This window comes from Nocardia canadensis (assembly GCF_032656385.1).
In the GTDB taxonomy this organism is placed as follows: Bacteria; Actinomycetota; Actinomycetes; order Mycobacteriales; family Mycobacteriaceae; genus Nocardia; species Nocardia canadensis.
Map to the genome: position 1 here is coordinate 1,398,902 of NZ_JAVCWB010000010.1, position 19,152 is coordinate 1,418,053.

The 19,152-nt window shown below is 69.8% G+C and carries 22 protein-coding genes; 15 read left to right on the forward strand and 7 right to left on the reverse strand.

Going from position 1 to position 19,152, the window contains the following annotated elements:
• Positions 1-86 precede the first annotated feature (86 nt).
• The 4 genes from eutC to Q7X29_RS29755 are packed head-to-tail and all read left to right on the forward strand — an operon-like array spanning position 87 to position 2,835.
• Positions 87-863, forward strand: a complete 777-nt coding sequence (eutC, locus tag Q7X29_RS29740) for an ethanolamine ammonia-lyase subunit EutC (protein WP_316576365.1) — start codon at positions 87-89, stop codon at positions 861-863.
• 1 nt (position 864) lies between these two features.
• Positions 865-2,127: an HAD family hydrolase gene (locus tag Q7X29_RS29745; protein WP_316576034.1), complete on the forward strand. Its 1,263-nt coding sequence runs from the start codon at positions 865-867 to the stop codon at positions 2,125-2,127.
• Between the two features lie 50 nt (positions 2,128-2,177).
• On the forward strand, positions 2,178-2,576 hold the full coding sequence (locus Q7X29_RS29750) for an NUDIX hydrolase (protein ID WP_218719516.1): 399 nt from the start codon (positions 2,178-2,180) through the stop codon (positions 2,574-2,576).
• A 52-nt stretch (positions 2,577-2,628) separates the two neighbouring features.
• Positions 2,629-2,835 carry a hypothetical protein gene (locus tag Q7X29_RS29755; RefSeq protein ID WP_218719515.1) on the forward strand — a complete coding sequence of 69 codons (207 nt, stop codon included), beginning with the start codon at positions 2,629-2,631 and terminating at the stop codon, positions 2,833-2,835.
• 1 nt (position 2,836) lies between these two features.
• Here Q7X29_RS29755 and Q7X29_RS29760 read toward each other — a convergent pair whose 3' ends face one another.
• Both Q7X29_RS29760 and mca read right to left on the reverse strand, forming a co-directional pair.
• Positions 2,837-3,097: a hypothetical protein gene (locus tag Q7X29_RS29760; RefSeq protein ID WP_218719580.1), complete on the reverse strand. Its 261-nt coding sequence runs from the start codon at positions 3,095-3,097 to the stop codon at positions 2,837-2,839.
• Positions 3,097-3,957 (reverse strand): mycothiol conjugate amidase Mca, encoded by an 861-nt coding sequence (mca, locus tag Q7X29_RS29765; RefSeq protein WP_218719579.1) that lies wholly within the window; start codon positions 3,955-3,957, stop codon positions 3,097-3,099. The genes Q7X29_RS29760 and mca overlap by 1 nt, the downstream gene beginning before the upstream one ends.
• Positions 3,958-4,078: 121 nt before the next feature.
• On the opposite strand from mca, the gene Q7X29_RS29770 reads away from it, so the two are divergent.
• Both Q7X29_RS29770 and greA read left to right on the forward strand, forming a co-directional pair.
• The gene (locus tag Q7X29_RS29770; RefSeq protein WP_316576035.1) at positions 4,079-4,537 is read left to right on the forward strand and encodes a DUF4307 domain-containing protein; all 459 of its coding nucleotides are present in this window, start codon (positions 4,079-4,081) and stop codon (positions 4,535-4,537) included.
• A gap of 238 nt (positions 4,538-4,775) precedes the next feature.
• On the forward strand, positions 4,776-5,267 hold the full coding sequence (gene greA / locus Q7X29_RS29775; RefSeq protein ID WP_218719513.1) for a transcription elongation factor GreA: 492 nt from the start codon (positions 4,776-4,778) through the stop codon (positions 5,265-5,267).
• A 95-nt stretch (positions 5,268-5,362) separates the two neighbouring features.
• Here greA and Q7X29_RS29780 read toward each other — a convergent pair whose 3' ends face one another.
• Entirely contained in the window at positions 5,363-6,505 is a 1,143-nt protein-coding gene (locus Q7X29_RS29780; RefSeq protein ID WP_218719512.1) for a cystathionine gamma-synthase, read from the reverse strand.
• Positions 6,506-6,604: 99 nt separating this feature from the next.
• Here Q7X29_RS29780 and Q7X29_RS29785 point away from each other — a divergent pair, with 99 nt between their 5' ends.
• Positions 6,605-7,786: an acyl-CoA dehydrogenase family protein gene (locus Q7X29_RS29785; protein WP_218719511.1), complete on the forward strand. Its 1,182-nt coding sequence runs from the start codon at positions 6,605-6,607 to the stop codon at positions 7,784-7,786.
• A 21-nt stretch (positions 7,787-7,807) separates the two neighbouring features.
• On the opposite strand, the gene Q7X29_RS29790 is transcribed toward Q7X29_RS29785, so the two are convergent.
• Positions 7,808-8,137 carry a hypothetical protein gene (locus tag Q7X29_RS29790; protein ID WP_218719510.1) on the reverse strand — a complete coding sequence of 110 codons (330 nt, stop codon included), beginning with the start codon at positions 8,135-8,137 and terminating at the stop codon, positions 7,808-7,810.
• A gap of 161 nt (positions 8,138-8,298) precedes the next feature.
• Between Q7X29_RS29790 and Q7X29_RS29795 the strand changes: the two genes are divergently transcribed.
• Together Q7X29_RS29795 and Q7X29_RS29800 are read left to right on the forward strand one after the other, a co-directional pair.
• Positions 8,299-8,913 (forward strand): TetR/AcrR family transcriptional regulator, encoded by a 615-nt coding sequence (locus Q7X29_RS29795; RefSeq protein ID WP_218719509.1) that lies wholly within the window; start codon positions 8,299-8,301, stop codon positions 8,911-8,913.
• On the forward strand, positions 8,910-9,680 hold the full coding sequence (locus tag Q7X29_RS29800) for a maleylpyruvate isomerase family mycothiol-dependent enzyme (RefSeq protein ID WP_255588077.1): 771 nt from the start codon (positions 8,910-8,912) through the stop codon (positions 9,678-9,680). The genes Q7X29_RS29795 and Q7X29_RS29800 overlap by 4 nt, the downstream gene beginning before the upstream one ends.
• Before the next feature lie 4 nt (positions 9,681-9,684).
• Here the strand turns inward: Q7X29_RS29800 and Q7X29_RS29805 are convergent, their stop codons facing one another.
• The gene (locus Q7X29_RS29805; RefSeq protein ID WP_316576037.1) at positions 9,685-10,971 is read right to left on the reverse strand and encodes an NtaA/DmoA family FMN-dependent monooxygenase; all 1,287 of its coding nucleotides are present in this window, start codon (positions 10,969-10,971) and stop codon (positions 9,685-9,687) included.
• 190 nt (positions 10,972-11,161) lie between these two features.
• Between Q7X29_RS29805 and Q7X29_RS29810 the strand changes: the two genes are divergently transcribed.
• Positions 11,162-11,434: a DUF6401 family natural product biosynthesis protein gene (locus Q7X29_RS29810; RefSeq protein ID WP_255588076.1), complete on the forward strand. Its 273-nt coding sequence runs from the start codon at positions 11,162-11,164 to the stop codon at positions 11,432-11,434.
• 56 nt (positions 11,435-11,490) lie between these two features.
• Here Q7X29_RS29810 and Q7X29_RS29815 read toward each other — a convergent pair whose 3' ends face one another.
• On the reverse strand, positions 11,491-12,330 hold the full coding sequence (locus Q7X29_RS29815; protein WP_218719506.1) for a mechanosensitive ion channel family protein: 840 nt from the start codon (positions 12,328-12,330) through the stop codon (positions 11,491-11,493).
• Positions 12,331-12,523: 193 nt separating this feature from the next.
• Between Q7X29_RS29815 and Q7X29_RS29820 the strand changes: the two genes are divergently transcribed.
• The 3 genes from Q7X29_RS29820 (at position 12,524) to erm (ending at position 15,433) form a co-directional block, all read left to right on the forward strand.
• Positions 12,524-13,171, forward strand: coding sequence for a TetR/AcrR family transcriptional regulator (locus Q7X29_RS29820; protein ID WP_316576038.1), 648 nt, complete (start codon positions 12,524-12,526; stop codon positions 13,169-13,171).
• Complete coding sequence (locus tag Q7X29_RS29825; protein ID WP_316576039.1) at positions 13,171-14,355, forward strand: NAD(P)-binding protein; 1,185 nt, start codon at positions 13,171-13,173, stop codon at positions 14,353-14,355. Before Q7X29_RS29820 ends, Q7X29_RS29825 begins: the two co-directional genes overlap by 1 nt.
• A 337-nt stretch (positions 14,356-14,692) precedes the next feature.
• Positions 14,693-15,433, forward strand: a complete 741-nt coding sequence (gene erm / locus Q7X29_RS29830; protein ID WP_394358760.1) for an ErmE/ErmH/ErmO/ErmR family 23S rRNA (adenine(2058)-N(6))-methyltransferase — start codon at positions 14,693-14,695, stop codon at positions 15,431-15,433.
• 42 nt (positions 15,434-15,475) lie between these two features.
• On the opposite strand, the gene Q7X29_RS29835 is transcribed toward erm, so the two are convergent.
• Positions 15,476-16,864: a cystathionine beta-synthase gene (locus tag Q7X29_RS29835; protein WP_218719502.1), complete on the reverse strand. Its 1,389-nt coding sequence runs from the start codon at positions 16,862-16,864 to the stop codon at positions 15,476-15,478.
• Positions 16,865-17,000: 136 nt separating this feature from the next.
• Between Q7X29_RS29835 and Q7X29_RS29840 the strand changes: the two genes are divergently transcribed.
• A complete protein-coding gene (locus tag Q7X29_RS29840; RefSeq protein WP_218719501.1) occupies positions 17,001-17,870 on the forward strand; it encodes an SGNH/GDSL hydrolase family protein in 870 nt (289 codons plus the stop codon).
• A gap of 60 nt (positions 17,871-17,930) precedes the next feature.
• Positions 17,931-19,151, forward strand: coding sequence for an acetyl-CoA C-acetyltransferase (locus Q7X29_RS29845; protein WP_218719500.1), 1,221 nt, complete (start codon positions 17,931-17,933; stop codon positions 19,149-19,151).
• The last annotated feature ends 1 nt before the right edge of the window (position 19,152 follow it).

Consider the following 19,152-nt stretch of genomic DNA (forward strand, 5'->3'; position numbering starts at 1 on the left):
CCGTGCTGCGCATCGTGCGATCGAATACCGAGCCGAGAGGACACGTCGTGGGCGAGTCGACACCGGACGAGCGCGCCGAAGCCGCTGTGGCCCAGGAGTTCTGGCGCGATCTGCGGCGCAACACCCAGGCCAGGATCGGGCTCGGCCGCACCGGTGACGCCCTGCCCACCACCGAGGTCCTGGCCCTGCGGGCCGCGCACGCCGCCGCCCGCGACGCGGTGCACGTCCCGCTCGACGTGGAGATCTTCACCGAGCAGATCGCGAGCATGGGCCTGGGTGAGCCGGTGACGGTGACCAGCAAGGCCGCCGACCGCTCGGAATATCTGCGCCGTCCCGACCTCGGCAGGCTGCCCGCCGACCTGTCCGGCATCGACAACCACGGTGCCGACATCGGTTTCGTGCTCGCCGACGGGTTGTCCCCGCGCGCGCTCACCGACCACGGCGCGGGTCTGCTGGGCGCGCTGGCCGACGAACTCGCCGACCGCTACACCCTGGCCCCGCCGGTGATCGCCACCCAGGCGCGCGTGGCCCTGGGCGACCACATCGCCGCGGCGATGGGCGTGCGGACGGTCCTGGTGATCATCGGGGAACGCCCCGGCCTCTCGGTCGCCGACAGTCTGGGCATCTATCTGACCCACGCCCCGCGTCCCGGCCGCGCCGACGCCGAGCGCAACTGCATCTCCAACATCCACCCGCCCGACGGACTCACCTACCTCGACGCCGCCCGCGTCGTGGCGGGACTGGTCGCGGGCGCGCGCAGGCTCGGACGCTCGGGCGTCGACCTCAAGGACACCTCCCGCGCCGACAATCTGGGCGCAGATACCTCGACCATCGCCGCGGCGCTGGAGAACAAGGACCACTGACATGACGAAGGTCTCCGCCCTAGCGGCGGTGGCGATGACGGCTGCCCTGATGACCGCGACCGCCTGCGGAACCGACGAATCACGCTCGGTGTCGGAGGCCTGTTCGACCCTCGACGCGAGCCAGGTCTGGTACGGGGACAACAAGGAACGGATCGCGCGGTTCATCGAGGAGACCGGGCGGTGCGGCGCGGGCGGTACCGGCGCGGCGCCGCTGGCGCTGTTCGATTGGGACAACACGGTCGTGAAGAACGATATCGGCGTCGCCACGTTCTATTGGATGCTGGCCAACGACAAGGTATTGCAGCCCGTCGACCGGAACTGGGCCACTGTCGGCGCGCATCTGAGCCCGGACGCCGCGGGCGCGCTCGCCGCGGCCTGCGGTGCCGCCGACCCGAACACCCCGCTGCCCACCTCGACGAACACCGCCTGCGCCGACGAGCTGGTCGCGGTGGCCGACAGCGCCAAGACCACGTCGGGCAAAGCCGCCTTCACGCAGTACGATCACCGCCGCACCGAACCCGGCTACGCGTTGGTCGTTCAGCTGATGCGCGGCTACACCGAGGCCCAGATCACCGATTTCGCCCGCGCCGCCCGCGCGCAGAACCTCGCCGCGGCCGAAGGAGCCAAGCAGACCGTCGGCACCACGAAGGTCGACGGCTGGGTGCGCTACTACCCGCAGATGACGGACCTCATCCGGGTGCTGCGGGACAACGGGTTCGACGTGCGCATCATCTCCGCCTCGGCCGAACCGGTGGTCAAGGTCTGGGCCGAGGAACTGAACATCCCCGGTGACCGGGTCATGGGCGTTCCCCTGCTGGCCGACAACGGCGTCTACACCGGGCACCTCCCCGGCTGTGGCGATGCCGGGACCGACCAGGTGATCACCTACATCGACGGCAAGCGGTGCCGGATCAACGAGCAGGTGTTCGGCGTCCGGGGCGCCGCGGCCTTCCAGCAGCTGCCCGCCGACCGGCGCGCCGCCTTCGCCGCGGGTGATTCCGACACCGACGTGGTCTTCCTCGGCGACGCGACCGGCCTGCGCCTGGTCATCAACCGCAACAAGACCGAACTGATGTGCAATGCCTACGGCTCGGCGGACGGCACGTGGGTGGTGAACCCGATGTTCCTCGGCCCCAAGCCGCGCAAGTCCGATCCGTACCCTTGCGCGACGGCGGGTTACATCACCCCCTCGGGCGGCGGCGCGCCGTTGCACCGTCCCGACGGCAGCGTGATCCCCGATCAGCAGGACCTCGTGTTCGGGTGAGAGCCGGATCACCGGTCGACGAGGTGGCGAGTCACCCTAGAGTGATCTCCATGATCCGCACCGCCGCCCTCGCCCATGTCCGCGACCGCAGGCTGATCCAGACGCGCCCGGAGGGCAAGGACGTCTTCTACATGGCGGGCGGCAAGATCGATCCGGGCGAAACCCCCCTGGAGGCGCTCCATCGAGAGATCGAGGAGGAACTCGGCGTCGGGCTCTCCGGCGTCGCCGAACTCGGCATCTTCGAGGCCGAGGCCTTCGGTCACGGCAAGAACACCGGCCTGCACATGACCTGTTTCCTCGCCGACTTCACCGGCGAACCCCATGCCACCGGCGAAATCGCCGAATTCCGCTACTTCACCGTCAGCGAATACGCCGCCATGGACCACGTGGCCCCCGGCTCCATGATGGTCTTCCGCCGCCTCCACGAGCTCGACCTCATCGATTGGTGAGTACCAGGCGTTTCGGCGAAACATTGCGCGCCGGTGCGACGATCACACTCTCGTGACGGGGACAGAGGCACTACAGAGCACGGAGTTGACCGCGGCCGAGCGCAGAGCCGCGCTCCGCAGGCTCGTGGTCATCTTCGGGTTGATGAACAAGATGATCGAGCTCAGCGCGACCGGTGCGCCGCGGCAGCTGGCCGAGCACGCGGCCGCCGCCAGGGATCTGGTCGGCGAGCTGGTGACCGATATGGCGCAGCTGCCCTAGCTCAGTCGGTCTTCGGGGCCGGCGGGGTGCTGTCGCCGGCTTCCGGCTCGATGGCGCCCGGCTCGGTGCCCTCGTCCGCCTTCTGGTCCGGTTCCGGGTGCTCGGGCTCGAACGTCTCGGGCAGGCCCTTGAGATGCTTGTTCATCGAGCGCACGAGCAGCACGGTGCCCGCGAGCAGGATCAGGATGACCAGCAGGCCCAGCGGCGACGCCTTGCCGAACTCGGGTCCGGTCGGGGTGTTCTGAGCGAGGTAGACCAACATCACCGGTCGGCGTCCTCGATGCCGGCGAACAGGTCGGTCTCCGGGATGGCGGTGCTCACCCTCGTCTTGGCCAATTCGAACTCCTCGGTCGGCCAGAGCCGCTGCTGCATCTCCAACGGGATCGCGAAGAACGCCCCGTTCGGATCGATCTGGGTAGCGTGCGCGCGCAGGGCGTCGTCACGCTGGGGGAAGTATTTGGAGCATTCGATCTGGGTGGTGACCCGGCTCCACGAATCGCCGCGCTTGAACTGCTTCATCCGGTCCAGCCACTCCTGCAGCGGGAACGGTTCGCCGATGCGCTCGTACTCCTCGGCGAAGGCCTCCAGGCGCTTCATGCTGAAACCGTGGTCGTAGTACAGCTTGAGCGGGGTCCACGGCTCGCCCGCCGCGGGGAACTTCGCCGGATCGCCCGCCGTCTCGTACGCGGCGACCGACACCTCGTGGCACCGGATGTGATCCGGGTGCGGGTAGCCGCCGTTCTCGTCGTAGGTGGTGATCACGTGCGGCTTGAAATCGCGCACGACGCGCACCAGTGCCTCGGTCGACTCCTCGAGCGGCACCAGCGCGAAGCAGCCCTCGGGCAGCGGCGGCAGCGGGTCGCCCTCGGGCAGGCCGGAGTCGACGAAGCCGAGCCAGTGCTGGCGCACACCCAGCGCGTGGGCGGCCGCGGCCATCTCCTCGCGCCGGACCTCCTCGATCCGGTCCAGGACACCGGGGGTGTCCATCGCGGGGTTGAGGATGCTGCCGCGTTCACCACCGGTCAACGTCACGACCAGGACGTCGACGCCCTCGGCCGCGTACCTGGCCATGGTCGCGGCGCCCTTGCTCGATTCGTCGTCGGGGTGTGCGTGCACCGCCATGAGGCGAAGGCCACTCACGTCTCGTTCACCATCGCTCTCGCTCGCGGGTGTCAGAACTTCGTTCCCTATAGTTCCATCCGACCCCCCGTTTGTTCCGACCACCCCCGGGAGCGAGAAACCGATGACCGAGCCCGCACCGGACTCCGCGGCGACCTCGGCCGCCGCCGCAGCCCGACACGCCGACCGTTACGGCACAAAACCACCGGCGCGCCGGACGTGGGTGGTGGTCGTTCTCGGGATCGGTGTGCTGGTCGCCGGGGTCGGCGTCGCCTTTCTGGGGTTCCAGAAGTACGGCCCGAAGGCGATCGAGACCGAGCAACTCGGCTACGTGGTCGTCGACGACGCCACGCTGACGGTGCGGATGAAGGTCACCCGCGACGACCCGCGGCAGCCCGTCGTCTGCTTCGTGCGTGCCATGGATCGCGACAGCGCCGAGGTCGGCAGGCGGGAGGTGCTCGTGCCCGGCTCCGATTCCACCAGCGTCCAGGTGACCACCACGGTCAGGTCCTCCGCGCGCCCGTCGGCGGGCGATATCTACGGCTGCACCGACCAGGTCCCGGGCTATTTGCGCGCCGAATAGCAGGCTCGCCTAGCCTGACCTGCATATTTATGAGACATGCTAAAATGGCCTGATACACGGTTCCGGGGCTCGGAGCCGTGTTTGCTGCATTGGCGGCCAGCGGTGCTGTTTCCGGGTTACGGGTTCACCCCCAGGATCGCTCCAGCCGTCGGGCTGGTGCATGCCCTCCTCCGGAGGGTACAGCGCCGGTTTCAGGGAATCCCGGTGCGCCGGGAACAACTACTAGGGAGTGATCGAGATGACCGAGAATGTGACCTGGCTTACCCAGGAGTCGCACGACAGGCTCAAGGGCGAGCTGGACTCGCTCATTGCCAATCGTCCGGTCATTGCCGCCGAGATCAACGAGCGCCGCGAAGAGGGCGACCTCAAGGAGAACGGCGGCTACCACGCCGCGCGCGAGGAGCAGGGCCAGCAGGAGGCGCGGATCCGCCAGCTGCAGGAGCTGCTGAACAACGCCAAGGTCGGCGTCGCCCCCACCAAGTCCGGCGTCGCCCTGCCGGGTTCGGTCGTCACGGTCTACTACGACGGCGACGAAGACGACACCGAGACCTTCCTGATCGCGACTCGCGAAGAGGGCCTGGGCGCCACCAACCTCGAGACCTACTCGCCGAACTCCCCGCTGGGCGGCGCGCTGATCGACGCCAAGGTGGGCGAGACCCGCGAGTACACGCTGCCCAACGGCAACACCATGAAGGTGACGCTGGTCAGCGCCGAGCCGTACCACGGCTGATCCTGGCCTGACCGAGCCCGCACCAACCGAACCCGAACGCGAGCGGCCGCACCCGAACATCGGATGCGGCCGCTTCGTCATCTGTGGGGTCCCGGTCAGCTCAGAGCCTGCTCGACATCGGCGAGCAGGTCGCTGATGTCCTCGATGCCGACCGAGAGGCGCACCAGGTCGGCGGGGACCTCCAGCGCCGAACCCTCGGTGCTGGCGTGGGTCATCGCGCCCGGGTGCTCGATGAGCGACTCGATACCGCCCAGCGACTCGGCCAGGGTGAAGATCTCGGTGCGCGAGCAGAACTTCAGCGCGGCCTCCCGGCCGCCTGCCAGCCGCACCGAGATCATGCCGCCGCTGCGGCGCATCTGCTTCTGCGCGATCTGGTAGCCCGGATGGGTCGGCAGGCCCGGGTAGATCACCTGCGAGATGGCCGGGTGGTTGGTCAGGAACTCCGCGATCACCTCGGCGTTGTCGCAGTGCTTCTCCATCCGCACGGCCAGGGTCTTGATGCCGCGCAGGGTGAGGAAGGCGTCGAACGGGCCGGGCACCGCGCCCGCGCCGTTCTGCAGGAACGCGAACGCGGTGTCGAGCTCCTCGCTGTTGGTGATCAGGGCGCCGCCGACGACGTCGGAGTGCCCACCCAGGTACTTGGTGGTCGAGTGCACGACGATGTCGGCGCCGAGCAGCAGCGGCTGCTGCAGGTACGGGGTGGCGAAGGTGTTGTCGACGACCAGCTTGGCGTCGGCCTCATGCGCGATGTCGGCCAGCGCCGGGATGTCACCGATGCTCAGCAGCGGGTTGGTCGGGGTCTCGATCCACACCAGCTTGGTGTTGGGGCGGATGGCCGCGCGCACCTGGTCGAGATCGGCGATGTGCGCTGGCGAGTGCTCGATGCCCCACTGGCTGAAGACCTTGTCGATGAGCCGGAAGGTGCCGCCGTAGGCGTCGTCGGGGATCACGATGTGATCGCCGGGGCGCAGGGTGGCGCGCAGCGCGCAGTCGGTGGCCGCCATGCCGGAGGCGAAAGCCCGCGCGAAGCTGCCCGATTCGAGGGCGGCGAGGTTGCCTTCCAGCGCGGTGCGCGTCGGGTTGCCGGTGCGCGCGTATTCGTAGCCGCCGCGCATGCCGCCGACGCCGTCCTGGGCGAAGGTGGAGCTCGCGTAGATGGGCACGTTGACCGCACCGGTCTGAGGATCGGGTTCATATCCGGCGTGGATGGCCCTGGTCGAGAATCCCAGCTCACTCATGGCCTCAGACTAGTTGGCCGGTTTCCGGGCCGTGCGCAGGGGTATTCGCGGTGTACCGAGTGCCGGATTCCCCGCCGACCGTGCGGCTACGCTGGCGCCATGGTGACTGTCGAAGAGTTGTTCGCGATCGACCCGTTGCTCTCCCCGGAGGAGCGCGAGATTCGCGACACGGTGGCCCGTTTCGGCGAGCGCAGGCTGCGCCCGCACATCGCCGACTGGTTCGAGGCAGGCACGTTCCCGGCCAGGGAGATCGCGCCCGAACTCGGCAAGCTCGGACTGCTCGGCATGCATCTGGAGGGCTACGGCTGCGCCGGGGCCTCGGCGACCGCCTACGGCCTGGCGTGCCAGGAACTCGAGGCCGTCGACTCCGGCGTGCGCAGCATGGTCTCGGTGCAGGGCTCGCTGGCGATGACCGCGATCCACTTCTTCGGCTCCGAGGAACAGAAGCAGCGGTACCTGCCCGCGATGGCGGCGGGCGAGGTGATCGGCTGTTTCGGGCTCACCGAACCCGACTACGGCTCCAACCCCGGCGGGATGCGCACCAGGGCCAAGCGCGACGGGGACGACTGGGTGCTCAACGGGTCCAAGATGTGGATCACCAACGGCTCGGTCGCCGACATCGCCGTCGTCTGGGCCTACGCCGAGGAGCCGGGCGAGGCCAAGCCGCGAGTGCGCGGCTTCCTGGTGCCCGCCGGCACTCCCGGCTTCACCACCCGCGAGATCCACCGCAAGCTGTCGCTGCGCGCTTCGCTCACCGCCGCACTGGATTTCGACGATGTGCGACTGCCCGCCGACGCGGTGCTGCCCGCATCGGGCGGGCTGAGCTCCCCGCTGGCGTGTCTGAGCGAGGCCCGCTTCGGCATCGTCTTCGGCGCGCTGGGCGCCGCGCGGGACTGTCTGGCCTCGGCGATCGACTACGCGCGCACCCGCGAGGTGTTCGACAAGCCGCTGGCCGCCTACCAGCTCACCCAGGCCAAGCTCGCCGATATGGCCCTGGAGCTCGGCAAGGGCCAGTTGCTGGCGCTGCACCTGGGCCGGTTGAAGGACCGGCACGAGATCACCGGCGAGCAGATCAGCGCGGGCAAGCTCAACAGCACCCGCGAGGCCATCGCGATCGCCCGAGAGTGCCGAACCATCTTGGGCGCCAACGGGATCACGCTGGACTACCCGGTGCTGCGGCACGCGAACAACCTGGAGTCGGTGCTCACCTACGAAGGCACCGCCGAGGTGCACCAGCTGGTGATCGGCAAGGCGCTGACCGACGCGAACGCCTTCCGCTAGCCGGAACCCGGCCGGTCGGGGTCAGCGCCCGGTCGGCACCCCCGGCCCGCGCCCGGCTACCGGCGCGGGCCGAATCAGGCCGCCCGCGAAGGCGATCCCCAGCACCGAGACCACGACGGTCAGCACCGTGAGCGCGATCGGGACGGTGATCGCTGCCGGGATGCCGAGCACCGTGAGCGACGCCAAACCGCCGCAGCCCCACGCGAACGCGGCGACGAGCCTGCCGAGCAGCGGGGCGTACGGCGACCGGCGCAACGAGCGGACGACGCCCTCGCGCGCCAAATACCCTGCGACAGCAGGAAATACAGGGGTCATGCCGAGCAGCTGAATGGCCGGTTCGGTGACGTCCACTACGGGCCCCTTCGCTCGCCGTGCTGGTTAGCCGAAAGTTGTCTCGAGTCGGTGCTACCCGCTCAGAATCCACCCGGCGCCCCGTTGACGCAACTTCGCCGCACCCCGAGACCTACGATAAACCCTTGACGAGAGTTGTGATATGTGTCACAATTCTAACTGTGTTAGGTGAAACTACTCGCGATAGGCAGGCCGAACGCCGTGAGGCGACACGGCGGGAGATCCTGCAGGTCGCGTGGGAACTCGCCAGGGAGAACGGGCTGGCGCAGATCACCCTGCGCGATGTCGCCGCCAGGGTCGGCATGCGCGCGCCCTCGCTGTACACCCATTTCCCGGCCAAACTCGCGATCTACGACGCGATGTTCGAGCAGGCGTGGACCGAATACGAGCAGTACGCGGTCCGGGTGACCGCCACCCTGCCCACCGCGCCGCGGGCCCGGCTGCTCGCCCTCGCCTACGGCTTCTTCGATTTCGCGGTCGCGGACCTGGCCCGCTACCAGCTGATGAATCAGCGCACGGTGCCCGGGTTCGAGCCCTCGCCCGCGGCGTTCGCACCGTCGGTGCGGGTGGTGCGCGCGGCCGTCGCCATGTTCGCCGAGGCAGGTGTCACCGATCGGGGTGACATCGAGATCTGGTTCAGCCTGATCGGCGGCCTCATCGACCAGCAACTCGCCAACGATCCGGCCGGCGACAGCAGACGCAGGCTGATCGAACGCGCGATGACCATGTGGGCCGACAGCGTCGGCCTGCCCCCGGAACCGAGGGATCCCCCATGACCACGACAACCCCGGCGCCGACCACACCGCGCCGCAGCGCCCTGCCCCGCCCCGAGTCGATGACTCTGGCCGCGACCGAATACGCCCGCATCGCCGGCGCCGTCGCGGCGCTCGACCCCGCCGACTGGGATCGGCCCACCGATTGCCCGGACTGGACTGTGCACCAGTTGATCTCGCACGTCGTCGGGATGGCCGCGATGACCGCGTCGATCACCGAGATGATCCGGCAGAACCGGGTCGCCGATCGACGGCCGAACGGCGAGGAACAGCGCATCGACGCGCTGACCGCCTTCCAGGTCACCCGCTACGGCGTCCGCTCCCCCGCCGAGCTCACCGCCCTGCTCGCCCGCCTCGGTCCGCGCGCCGCGGCCGCCCGGCGCAGGCTGCCCGGCTTCCTGCGCAAGCTGGCGATGCCAGGGTCCGAGCGGGTCAACGGTGTCGACGAGCGATGGACGGTCGGCTACCTGACCGAGGTGATCCTCACCCGCGACCCGTGGATGCACCGGATCGATCTGAGCCGGGCGACCGGGCGGCCGCTCGAACTCACCGCCGAGCACGACGGCCGCGTCGTCGACGATGTCGTCCGCGAGTGGGCCCAGCGCCACGGCGCCCCGTACCGGCTCACCCTGCACGGCCCGGCGGGCGGTACCTGGGCGAGCGGCGCGGCCGATGGCCCGATGCTCGAGCTGGACGCGATCGAGTTCTGCCGCATCCTGTCCGGCCGCGCGAGCGGCTCCGGGCTGCTCACCACCGAGGTGCCGTTCTGAACCGCTAGCCGATCGCGGGCAGCTCCAGGTTCTCCCGATAGGTGCCCGCCAGGTAGTCGGAGTCGACCAACCCGCGGCGGCGCAGTTCGGGAAGCAGGCCGTTGACGACGAAGTCGCGGGTGCGCTCCTGCGCCAGGCCGCCCAGGGAGATCACGTCGAGCACGTCGGCCCGGTAGCGCTCCTCGATGGCGTCGGCGAGCTGCTCCGGGGTGCCCGCGGCGGCCCAGTGGCCGGTGTCCGCGGCGGCGACGACGAGTTCGCGCACGGTGGCGCCGGTGGCGGCGAGCTTGCTGAAGATCTTCACCCGGCCGCGTCGGCGACGCACCGTATCCAGCTGCGGGAGCAGGCTTTCCGGCAGCGGCTTGTCCAGCGGGAGGTCGGACAGGTCGATGTCGCCGCCGAGCATGTCCGCCAGCTGACGGCGGCCCGCGTCGAAGTCGGTGGCCTCGGCCGCCTCGCGGACGAGTCTGCGGGCCTCGGCTTCGGTGGCGCCGTAGGTCGCGTGTAAGGAACTGAAGATCAGCGGCAGGCCGTCCGCCCTGCCCAGTTCCGCGGCGCGGGTCCGGATCTTCTTCGTATAGGTGACCGCGTCTTCCAGCGTCGGCAGCGAGGTGAACACCACCTCGGCGAACCGCGCGCCGAGTTCGATGCCGCCCGCCGACTGCCCGGCCTGGAACTGCACCGGCCTGCCCTGCGGCAGCGGCGGGATGTTCAGCGGTCCACGCACCGAGAAGTACTGTCCCGCATGCTCGATCGGCCGCACCCGCGATTCGTCGAGCGTCGCGCCGCCGTGACCGTCGGGCCGCAGCGCGCCGGGCCGCCAGCTGTCGAACAGCGCGTTGACCACGGTCAGCACCTCGGTCGCGCGGGCGTAGCGCTCCTCCGGGCGCGGCAGATCCTGGTCGCCGTAGTTCTCCTCGCCGAGGGAGGAGGTCACCGCGTTCCAGGCCGCGCGGCCGTTGCTGACGTGATCGAGGGTGCCGAACAGCCGAGCCAGGTTGAACGGGTGCTGGAAGGTCGTGGTGACCGTCGCGATGAGGCCGACATGGGTGGTCACCGCGCTCAGCGCGGCCAGCTGGATCAGCGGTTCCTGCGCGCCGATCGTGCCCTGGGCGCCGAAGGCGAGCAGGTCGGCCGCGAACACCGCGCCGATCTTGTTGTCCTCGGCGATCCGGGCGATGCGCTGGGCCTCGTCGAGGGTGGAGCGAGTCGGATCGAGTGCGGCGGCGTAGACATCACGCGACCCGCTCACGCCCGTGACGGTCTTCAACTTGCGGCGTTCGGTGCCCATGCCGGCCAGTCCAGCAGAGCGGCGGCGGGCCCGACCATGGTTGCGCTCAACACAATTCGAGCGGAATGCGCGATAGCGCCGAGTTAGCCGTCGGCCGGATATTCGGGATTGTTACCATTTGGTGGTGTTTGCGCCCGGCCCCGCGTTGCTCGAATTATCGGCACGTCGAAATCTGCGACAACTGAATACCATGTACGGAGTTCCCGCGGCGGCCGCTGCCGCGCAGGCCCCCGGCCTGTCGGCTCAGCTCGACCAGCACGGCGCGGCCGTGCGGGACATTCTCGCTTTCGGCGTCGGCGGATCGGCACGTATTCCGATCGCCATCCTGCTGTCGGGGTATGCGCGCGGGCTGCTCGACCAGGTCGCCGAGGCGCTGCTCCCCGCGGCCCCGCACTCCTGGCACACGGCCGACTGGTGGCAGCTGCGCTTGGCCGCGGTCTGCCTGCACGCCGAACCGGCCTGAACACCGGAATCGGCGCTCCGCCACCGTGACGGTGACGGAACGCCGGCGCCGGTCGGTCAGCGTGCCGTGTCGCCGCCCCACTCCGGGCGACCCGGCTCCGGGTAGCCCGCGCCAGGGGTGACCCACTGCTGCGCGCCTTCGGCGGGCGCCGCGACCTGCCCACCCGCGCGCGCCGCGTCCTCACGGCCACGCTGGTAGGCCTCGGCATGACCCTTCATGGCGGGCATCTCCGCCTCGAGATTGCCGAGCCAGCTGTTCCAGCGCTGCTCCATGGGCCGGACCAGGCCGCCGCCGACACCGACCACCAGGATGCCGCCGATGGTCGCGAGCACCGCGATCAGGATCGGCGTGGTCACCGAGGTCGCGACGCCGATCTGGTTCAGCGCGGCGATGATGCCGATTCCCCAGATGAACACCGAGGCGATGCGGCCGAGCATCCGGCCGTAGGACAGCCCGCCGAGCACGGAGGTGACCAGCTCGCTCACCGCGTGCGCGATGGCCGCCGCGATCACCACGATCACGATCGCCACCGCCGCCTTCGGCAGCCAGGCCACGATGCCGGTGAGCAGATCGCTGACCGGGTTGGGTCCGAAGACACCGAAACCGATCTGCAGCGCGATCAGCAGGATGGCGTAGTAGGCGATCTTCGCGAGGAGATCGGAGGCGTCGTATTTACTGCGGGACATCATCTTCTGGAGCTGCCCGCGCTCGACCAGCCGATCGAATCCGACGCGCTCGAGCACCGCGTCGACGATCTTGGCGACCACTTTCGCGATGATCCAGCCGATCACCAGGATGGCGACGAACGCGGCCAATTTGGGGAGGAATTGCGCTACCGAACTCCAGGCATCGGTGAAACCTTGCTGGAAGTCGATCGCGATTACGGAGTTGTCCACAACACGTCCTTTCGCTCGTCCCACCCGGATGCCGTCCTTCGGTGGGTACCCGGGTTCTCGGAGCCGAATCGTCAATTTGCGAGAAATTTGCTCTTGCCGGAATCGGGTGTCGACGGCTGGTCGGACGGGGTCTTGCGCCCCGTGGTCTTCTCGGTCATCGTGTAAGTAAGTGGTTACTTACGACGGAGGGCATGTGACGCCGACATCGCGGGACCGGATCATGACCGAGGCCTTGCGCCTGTTCGGGGAACAGGGGTTCGCCAAGACCTCGGTCGCCCAGATCGAGCAGGCGGCCGGACTGTCCGGCGGGTCGGGGGCGCTCTACCGGCATTTCACGTCCAAGGACGAACTGCTGGTGCGCGCCGTGGCGACCCGGCTCGAGGATCGCGGCGAGTGGAATCGTTTCCTGTCGCCGGAGTTCTCCATCGCCGCGGCGCTGGATTCGCTCACCGCCGGGGGCGAGCTGGTCGAGAAGCTCGTCGCGCTGTGCCGGATCGGCCTGGCGCGCCTCGACCACGACCGGGACGTGACCCGGATCCTGTTGCGGGACAACTCGATCCCCGGCGAACTGCTGGAGGTGTTCCGGCAGCAGGAGTACGCGGTGGTCATGTCGGCGGTCACCCGCGGCTTGATCGAACTCGCCGGTCCCGGTGCGCGTGTTCGGGATTGGGATGCCACCGCCGCCGTCCTGGTCGGCGCGCTCGCGCACTTCTGGATGATGCGCGACATCTTCGACGGCGGACACCCGGCGAATGTCGACGCCGACCGCTATCTGCGAGCCACCGCAGAGCTGATCGCCGCCCGGCTCGACCGGGCGGGAACCGAGGGAGAGGACAGCTGATGCGTACACCCATCACCGTTGTCGGGGGCGGACTGGCCGGCCTGACCGCCGCGATCGCCGCGGCCGAGACCGGAGCACCGGTCGTGCTGCACGAGGCGCACCGCACGCTCGGCGGTCGCGGGCGGGCCACCCCGGCGCCGTACGTGGCGCACGAGGGCGCCCACGTGTTCTACGCCGACGGACCGCATTACCGCTGGTTGAAGGAACGCGGTTTCGTCGCAGGCCTCGGCTTCCCGTCGATCGGGGAGGCGGTGAAGATCGGTTTCCGCGCCGACGACCGGATCCGGAAGGCGCCGCCGCTGGGGATGCTGCGCGCCCAGTCGCGCAAGTGGCTCCAGGCCCCGGTCGACGTCGACTTCCACCGCTGGGCCGCCGAGCGCTGGGGCGAACGCACCGCCACGCAGATCGCCAACGCGATCAGCGTGGTCACCTACGACGCGAACACCGGCAGGCTCTCGGCCGCTTTCGTCTGGGACCTGTTCCAGCGGGTGCTCGGGCCCGCCGTGCCCGCGGTCCGCTGGGTGCGGGGCGGCTGGCAGCAGACCATCGACCGGATGGTCACCCGCGCCACCGAACTGGGCGTGGCGATCGATACCGGTTCGCGCGTGGACGCGGTGCCCACCGGCGGGCCGGTCATCGTCGCCACCGACCTGGACTCCGCACGACGGCTGCTCGGCGACGGCTCCCTGCGCGGCGTCAGCGGTTTCACCGCCCTGCTCGACCTCGGCGTGACGAAGGACCGCCGCGACCGCAACCTGGTCTTCGACCTGGACGCGGGCGGCTTCCACGAGAGCTACACGATGCAGGACGACACCATCGCGCCGACGGGCGAATCACTGTTCCAGCTCCAGATGCCGGTGCGCGACACCGAGTCCCGCGCCGAGGCGCACCGCCGCCTGGAAGCCTTCGCCGACGCCACCGTCCCGGAGTGGCGCTCGCGCACCACCTTCCACCGAACGGCGACGGCGAAGGGCCGCACGGGCGCTCTCGACCTGCCCGGCACCACCTGGCGCGACCGGCCCGCCATCGATCGCGGCGACGGGGTGTACCTGGTGGGCGACATGGTCGCGGCACCGGGAATGCGCGGCGAGATCGCCATCAACAGCGCCCTGACCGCCGCCGCGTCGGCCGTCGCCGGCCTGCGTACGGCGTCCAGCGCTGTGCCGGGCACCGACCCCGCCTAGCCGTCGGTGACCGATCCGATCGACGATTCCCGATGTCGGTCGGGTCGGGCCGAAATTCGGTTGCGCCGCTCGCCACCCGATTCCTAGGGTGAGCCACATGTCGTCTTCCATGTTCGCGTGCAACGTGTTCATTCGCATCCGCTCCGCCCGGGCTCTGGCCCGCTAGCGGACGCGGATACCTCATCGGCGTCCACCGGCGCGCCCAGGGCCCATCGAGCTCTCACCTACTCGATGACCCGAAGGGGCAACTGCCGTGGCGCAGGATTTTGCACACCGAAACTACTCACACACTCAGCGCAAGGTCACCGGGCGCGGCGGCGGCCGGACGCCGCGCGATCTGGCGAGAAGGACGCTCTCGCAGAACTTTCTGGTGGACCGGACGGCCGTCGACGCGATGCTGACGGTCGCCGATCCGGCGGGCGAGATACTCGAACCCGGCGCGGGGGAAGGCGTCCTCACGCGGGCGCTGGCCGGCCGTGGCGCGCGGGTCACGGCCTACGAGATCGATCCGCTGCTGGCGGCGAAGCTCTCGGCGCAGACCAGGGCCGAGCGCGGAATCCGCGTGGTGCGTGGCGATTTCACCAAGGCCAAGGCGCCGCGCACGCCGTTCGCGGTGGTCGGAAACATCCCGTTCTCGGTGACCTCCGAGATCGTCGACTGGTGCCTGGCCGCACCGGCGCTCACCTCGGCGACCCTGCTCACCCAGCGGGAATACGCGCGCAAACGCACCGGCGACTACGGGCGGTGGAGTCTGCTGACCGCGACGAGCTGGCCGTGGTTCGGCTGGCGGCTGCACGGACAGGTGCACCGCACCAGCTTCCGGCCGGTCCCCGCCGTCGACTCCGCCATCCTGCGGATCGACCGGCGTCCGGAACCGCTTGTCGCGCACCGGGACTCCTACACCGAACTGGTGCGCACCGGATTCTCCGGGGTCGGCGGCACGGTGCGCGCCTCGCTGCGCGCCCGATACCAGGGCGTGGACGCGGCCCTGGCCGAGGCGGGCATCGCCGCTGACACCGTGGTCGCCTACGTCCACCCGGAACAGTGGGTCGCCCTGCATTCCGCGCTCACCCGCTAGCCGGGCACCGCTGCCGCCCCGGCGCGCGGGGCGGCAGCGGGCTCAGTGGCCGATGGAGCCGGTGCTGAGGAAGCCGAGCAGGTCGTGGCGGGTGATGACGCCGACCGGCTTGCCGTCCTCGACGACCATCAGGGCGTCGGAGTCGGACAGCGCCTTGGTGGCGGTGGACAGCGGTTCGCCCGAGCCGATCAGCGGGAACGACGGGCTCATGTGCTGGGCCACCGAGTCGGTCAGCTGTGCCCGGCCCTCGAAGACGGCCGAGAGCAGGTCGCGCTCGGTGACACTGCCGGCGACCTCGCCCGCCATCACCGGCGGCTCGGCGCCCACGACCGGCATCTGCGAGACGCCGTACTCGCGCAGGATCTCGATCGCGTCGCGCAGGGTCTCCGACGGGTGGGTGTGGACCAGGTCGGGGAGCGCGCCGGACTTGCCGCGCAGCACGTCGCCGACGAGCGGTTCGGGCCCGGCCTCCAGCGGGGTGGTGAGGAAGCCGTAGGAGCTCATCCACTTGTCGTTGAAGATCTTCGACAGGTAGCCGCGGCCACCGTCGGGCAGCAGCACCACGACCACGGCGTCGGGATCGCGCCGGGCGACCTCGATCGCGGCGACCACGGCCATGCCGCAGGAGCCACCGACCAGCAGGCCCTCCTCGCGGGCCAGGCGGCGGGTCATCTCGAAGGAGTCGGCGTCGGAGACGGCGATGATCTCGTCGGGAACGCTCGGGTCGTAGGCCGAGGGCCAGAAGTCCTCGCCGACACCCTCGACCAGGTACGGGCGGCCGGTGCCGCCGGAGTACACCGAGCCCTCGGGATCGGCGCCGATGATCTTCACCTTGCCGCCCGAGACCTCCTTGAGGTAGCGGCCGGTGCCGGTGATGGTGCCGCCGGTACCGACGCCGGCGACGAAGTGGGTGACCTTGCCTTCGGTGTCGCGCCAGATCTCCGGACCGGTGGTCTCGTAGTGGCTGTCCGGGCCGCCCGGGTTGGCGTACTGGTTGGGCTTCCAGGCGCCCTCGATCTCGCGGACCAGGCGATCGGAGACGTTGTAGTAACTGTCCGGGTGCTCCGGCGGCACGGCGGTCGGGCAGACCACGACCTCGGCGCCGTAGGCACGCAGGACGTTGCGCTTGTCCTCGCTGACCTTGTCCGGGCAGACGAACACGCACTTGTAGCCGCGCTGCTGGGCGACCAGCGCGAGGCCGACACCGGTGTTACCCGAGGTGGGCTCGACGATGGTGCCGCCCGGCTTCAGCAGCCCTTCCTCTTCGGCGGCGTCGATCATCTTGACCGCGATCCGGTCCTTGGAGCTGCCGCCCGGGTTGAGGTATTCGATCTTGGCGGCGACCAGGCCCGCGTTCGGGCCGACCACCGAGTTCAGCCGAACCAGAGGGGTGTTGCCGATGAGGTCGACGACATGATCCGCGATACGCATACCCCCATCGTTGCAGAGCCGTAGCTCGACGTCGCGACCTGGTCGGATCCTGTGAGCAGTGGCACCACCGGCGGCGCCGCGCTCGGCCGGTCCGGCAGCTGCTGCGCGGCCGATTCGCGCCGTAGAATTTTCGGATGTGAGCGCACCTCGAATCAGCTGGCGGACCGCTGTCGTCACCGGGGCCACCACCGTGCTCGCCGGATCGAGTGCGGGCACCGTCTCCTGGGCGACGTATCGACTGCTGATGACGCAGGCCGGGGCGGCGCGCGCGGTCATCGGGCGCGACACCTCCAAGCCACCGGAGGCCGACGGCGTCTACGCTCCCGGCGCGCAGCTGCCCGAACCGTGGCGCAAGGGCGTACCCAGCGACCTGCACCTGATGATCTTCGGTGACTCGACCGCCGCCGGACTCGGCTGCCTGAGCGCGGCCGACGTGCCGGGCGTGCGGCTGGCGCGCGGGCTCGCCGACGCCACCGGCTCGCGCATCCGGCTCAGCACCAAGGCGATCTCCGGCGCCACCTCCAAGGGCCTGGCCGGGCAGGTGGACGCGATGTTCGTCGCGGGGCCGCCGCCGGACGCCGCCGTCATCCTGGTCGGTGCCAACGACATCACCAAGAAGCACTCCATCCGGGCCTCGGCGCGCAGGCTGGCCGCCGCGGTGTCGCGGCTGCGCGCGGCCGACGCGCTGGTCGTCGTCGGCACCTGCCCGAACCTGGGCACCGTCACCGCGATCCAGCAGCCGCTGCGCACGGTGGTGGCGAACTGGAGCGTGCGTCTGGCCAAGGCGCAGACCGTCGCCACCACGCTGGCAGGTGGTACCCCGGTGCCGATGGGTTCACCACTGGTCGCCTCGGAGTTCCGCGCCGCCCCGGAAATACTGTTCGCCACCGACGGATTCCACCCCTCCGCCGCGGGGTACGAATTGGCCGCCGCCCAGCTGCTTCCGGTCCTCGTCGAGGCGGTGCGCAGCCGACCTGCCCTTCCCGTCGCGCACGGCGAGACGTAGATTCACGAAAGACCGGCAAGGTAAACAGCCGTTCACAGAACCATCCGAAAAGGAGTCCTCATGCCCGAGGCCGTTATCGTCTCCATCGCCCGCTCCCCCATCGGCCGTGCCGTCAAGGGGTCCCTGGCGGGTATGCGTCCGGATGACCTGACCGCCCAGATGGTGCGCGCCGCGTTGGCCAAGGTCCCCGCGCTCGACCCGAGCACGATCAACGACATCATGCTCGGCACCGGCTCCCCCGCGGGTGAGGGCGGCTTCGGCATGGCTCGCAACGTCGCCGTGCAGCTGGGCCTCGACACCGTGCCGGGCACCACCGTCCAGCGCTACTGTGCGTCGTCGCTGCAGACCACCCGGATGGCCTTCCACGCGATCAAGGCCGGCGAGGGTGACGTGTTCATCTCCGCCGGTGTGGAGACCGTCTCCCGCTACGCCAAGGGCTCGGCCGACAGCTGGCCCGACACCAAGAACCCCGAGTTCGCCGAGGCCGAGGCCCGCACCAAGAAGACCGCCGAGGGCGGCGCGGGTCAGTGGCACGACCCGCGCGAGGACAACCTGCTCCCCGACGTCTACATCCCGATGGGCCAGACCGCCGAGAACGTCGCGACGCTGACCGGCATCTCCCGCGAGGACCAGGACCACTGGGGCGTGCGTTCGCAGAACCGCGCCGAGGAGGCCATCAAGAACGGCTTCTTCGAGCGCGAGATCACCCCGGTGACCCTGCCCGACGGCTCGGTCGTCAGCAAGGACGACGGCCCGCGCGCCGGCGTCACCTACGAGGCGGTCAGCCAGCTCAAGCCGGTCTTCCGTCCCGACGGCACCGTCACCGCGGGCAACTGCTGCCCGCTCAACGACGGCGCGGCCGCGCTGGTCATCATGAGCGACACCAAGGCCAAGGAGCTGGGCCTGACCCCGCTGGCCCGCATCGTCTCCACCGGCGTGTCCGGCCTGTCCCCCGAGATCATGGGCCTGGGCCCGGTCGAGGCCGTGCAGCGCGCGCTGGCGCTGGCGGGCAAGTCGGTCTCCGACATCGACCTGTTCGAGATCAACGAGGCCTTCGCCGTGCAGGTGCTCGGCTCGGCTCGTGAGCTGAAGATCGACGAGGACAAGCTCAACGTCTCCGGTGGCGCCATCGCGCTGGGCCACCCGTTCGGCATGACCGGTGCCCGCATCACCGCGACCCTGCTGAACAACCTGCAGACCTACGACAAGCAGTTCGGTGTCGAGACCATGTGCGTCGGCGGCGGCCAGGGCATGGCCCTCGTGATCGAGCGCCTCAGCTGAG

What these genes read in the sequence shown, in the direction of transcription:
- Q7X29_RS29810 (WP_255588076.1), top strand. Translation starts at nt 11,162, where the DNA reads ATGTACGGAGTTCCCGCGGCGGCCGCTGCCGCGCAGGCCCCCGGCCTG.
- Q7X29_RS29800 (WP_255588077.1), top strand. Translation starts at nt 8,910, where the DNA reads ATGACCACGACAACCCCGGCGCCGACCACACCGCGCCGCAGCGCCCTG.
- Q7X29_RS29780 (WP_218719512.1), bottom strand. Translation starts at nt 6,505, where the DNA reads ATGAGTGAGCTGGGATTCTCGACCAGGGCCATCCACGCCGGATATGAA.
- mca (WP_218719579.1), bottom strand. Translation starts at nt 3,957, where the DNA reads ATGGCGGTGCACGCACACCCCGACGACGAATCGAGCAAGGGCGCCGCG.
- greA (WP_218719513.1), top strand. Translation starts at nt 4,776, where the DNA reads ATGACCGAGAATGTGACCTGGCTTACCCAGGAGTCGCACGACAGGCTC.
- Q7X29_RS29785 (WP_218719511.1), top strand. Translation starts at nt 6,605, where the DNA reads ATGGTGACTGTCGAAGAGTTGTTCGCGATCGACCCGTTGCTCTCCCCG.
- Q7X29_RS29770 (WP_316576035.1), top strand. Translation starts at nt 4,079, where the DNA reads ATGACCGAGCCCGCACCGGACTCCGCGGCGACCTCGGCCGCCGCCGCA.
- Q7X29_RS29845 (WP_218719500.1), top strand. Translation starts at nt 17,931, where the DNA reads ATGCCCGAGGCCGTTATCGTCTCCATCGCCCGCTCCCCCATCGGCCGT.
- Q7X29_RS29760 (WP_218719580.1), bottom strand. Translation starts at nt 3,097, where the DNA reads ATGTTGGTCTACCTCGCTCAGAACACCCCGACCGGACCCGAGTTCGGC.
- Q7X29_RS29825 (WP_316576039.1), top strand. Translation starts at nt 13,171, where the DNA reads ATGCGTACACCCATCACCGTTGTCGGGGGCGGACTGGCCGGCCTGACC.
- Q7X29_RS29805 (WP_316576037.1), bottom strand. Translation starts at nt 10,971, where the DNA reads ATGGGCACCGAACGCCGCAAGTTGAAGACCGTCACGGGCGTGAGCGGG.
- Q7X29_RS29835 (WP_218719502.1), bottom strand. Translation starts at nt 16,864, where the DNA reads ATGCGTATCGCGGATCATGTCGTCGACCTCATCGGCAACACCCCTCTG.
- Q7X29_RS29750 (WP_218719516.1), top strand. Translation starts at nt 2,178, where the DNA reads ATGATCCGCACCGCCGCCCTCGCCCATGTCCGCGACCGCAGGCTGATC.
- Q7X29_RS29745 (WP_316576034.1), top strand. Translation starts at nt 865, where the DNA reads ATGACGAAGGTCTCCGCCCTAGCGGCGGTGGCGATGACGGCTGCCCTG.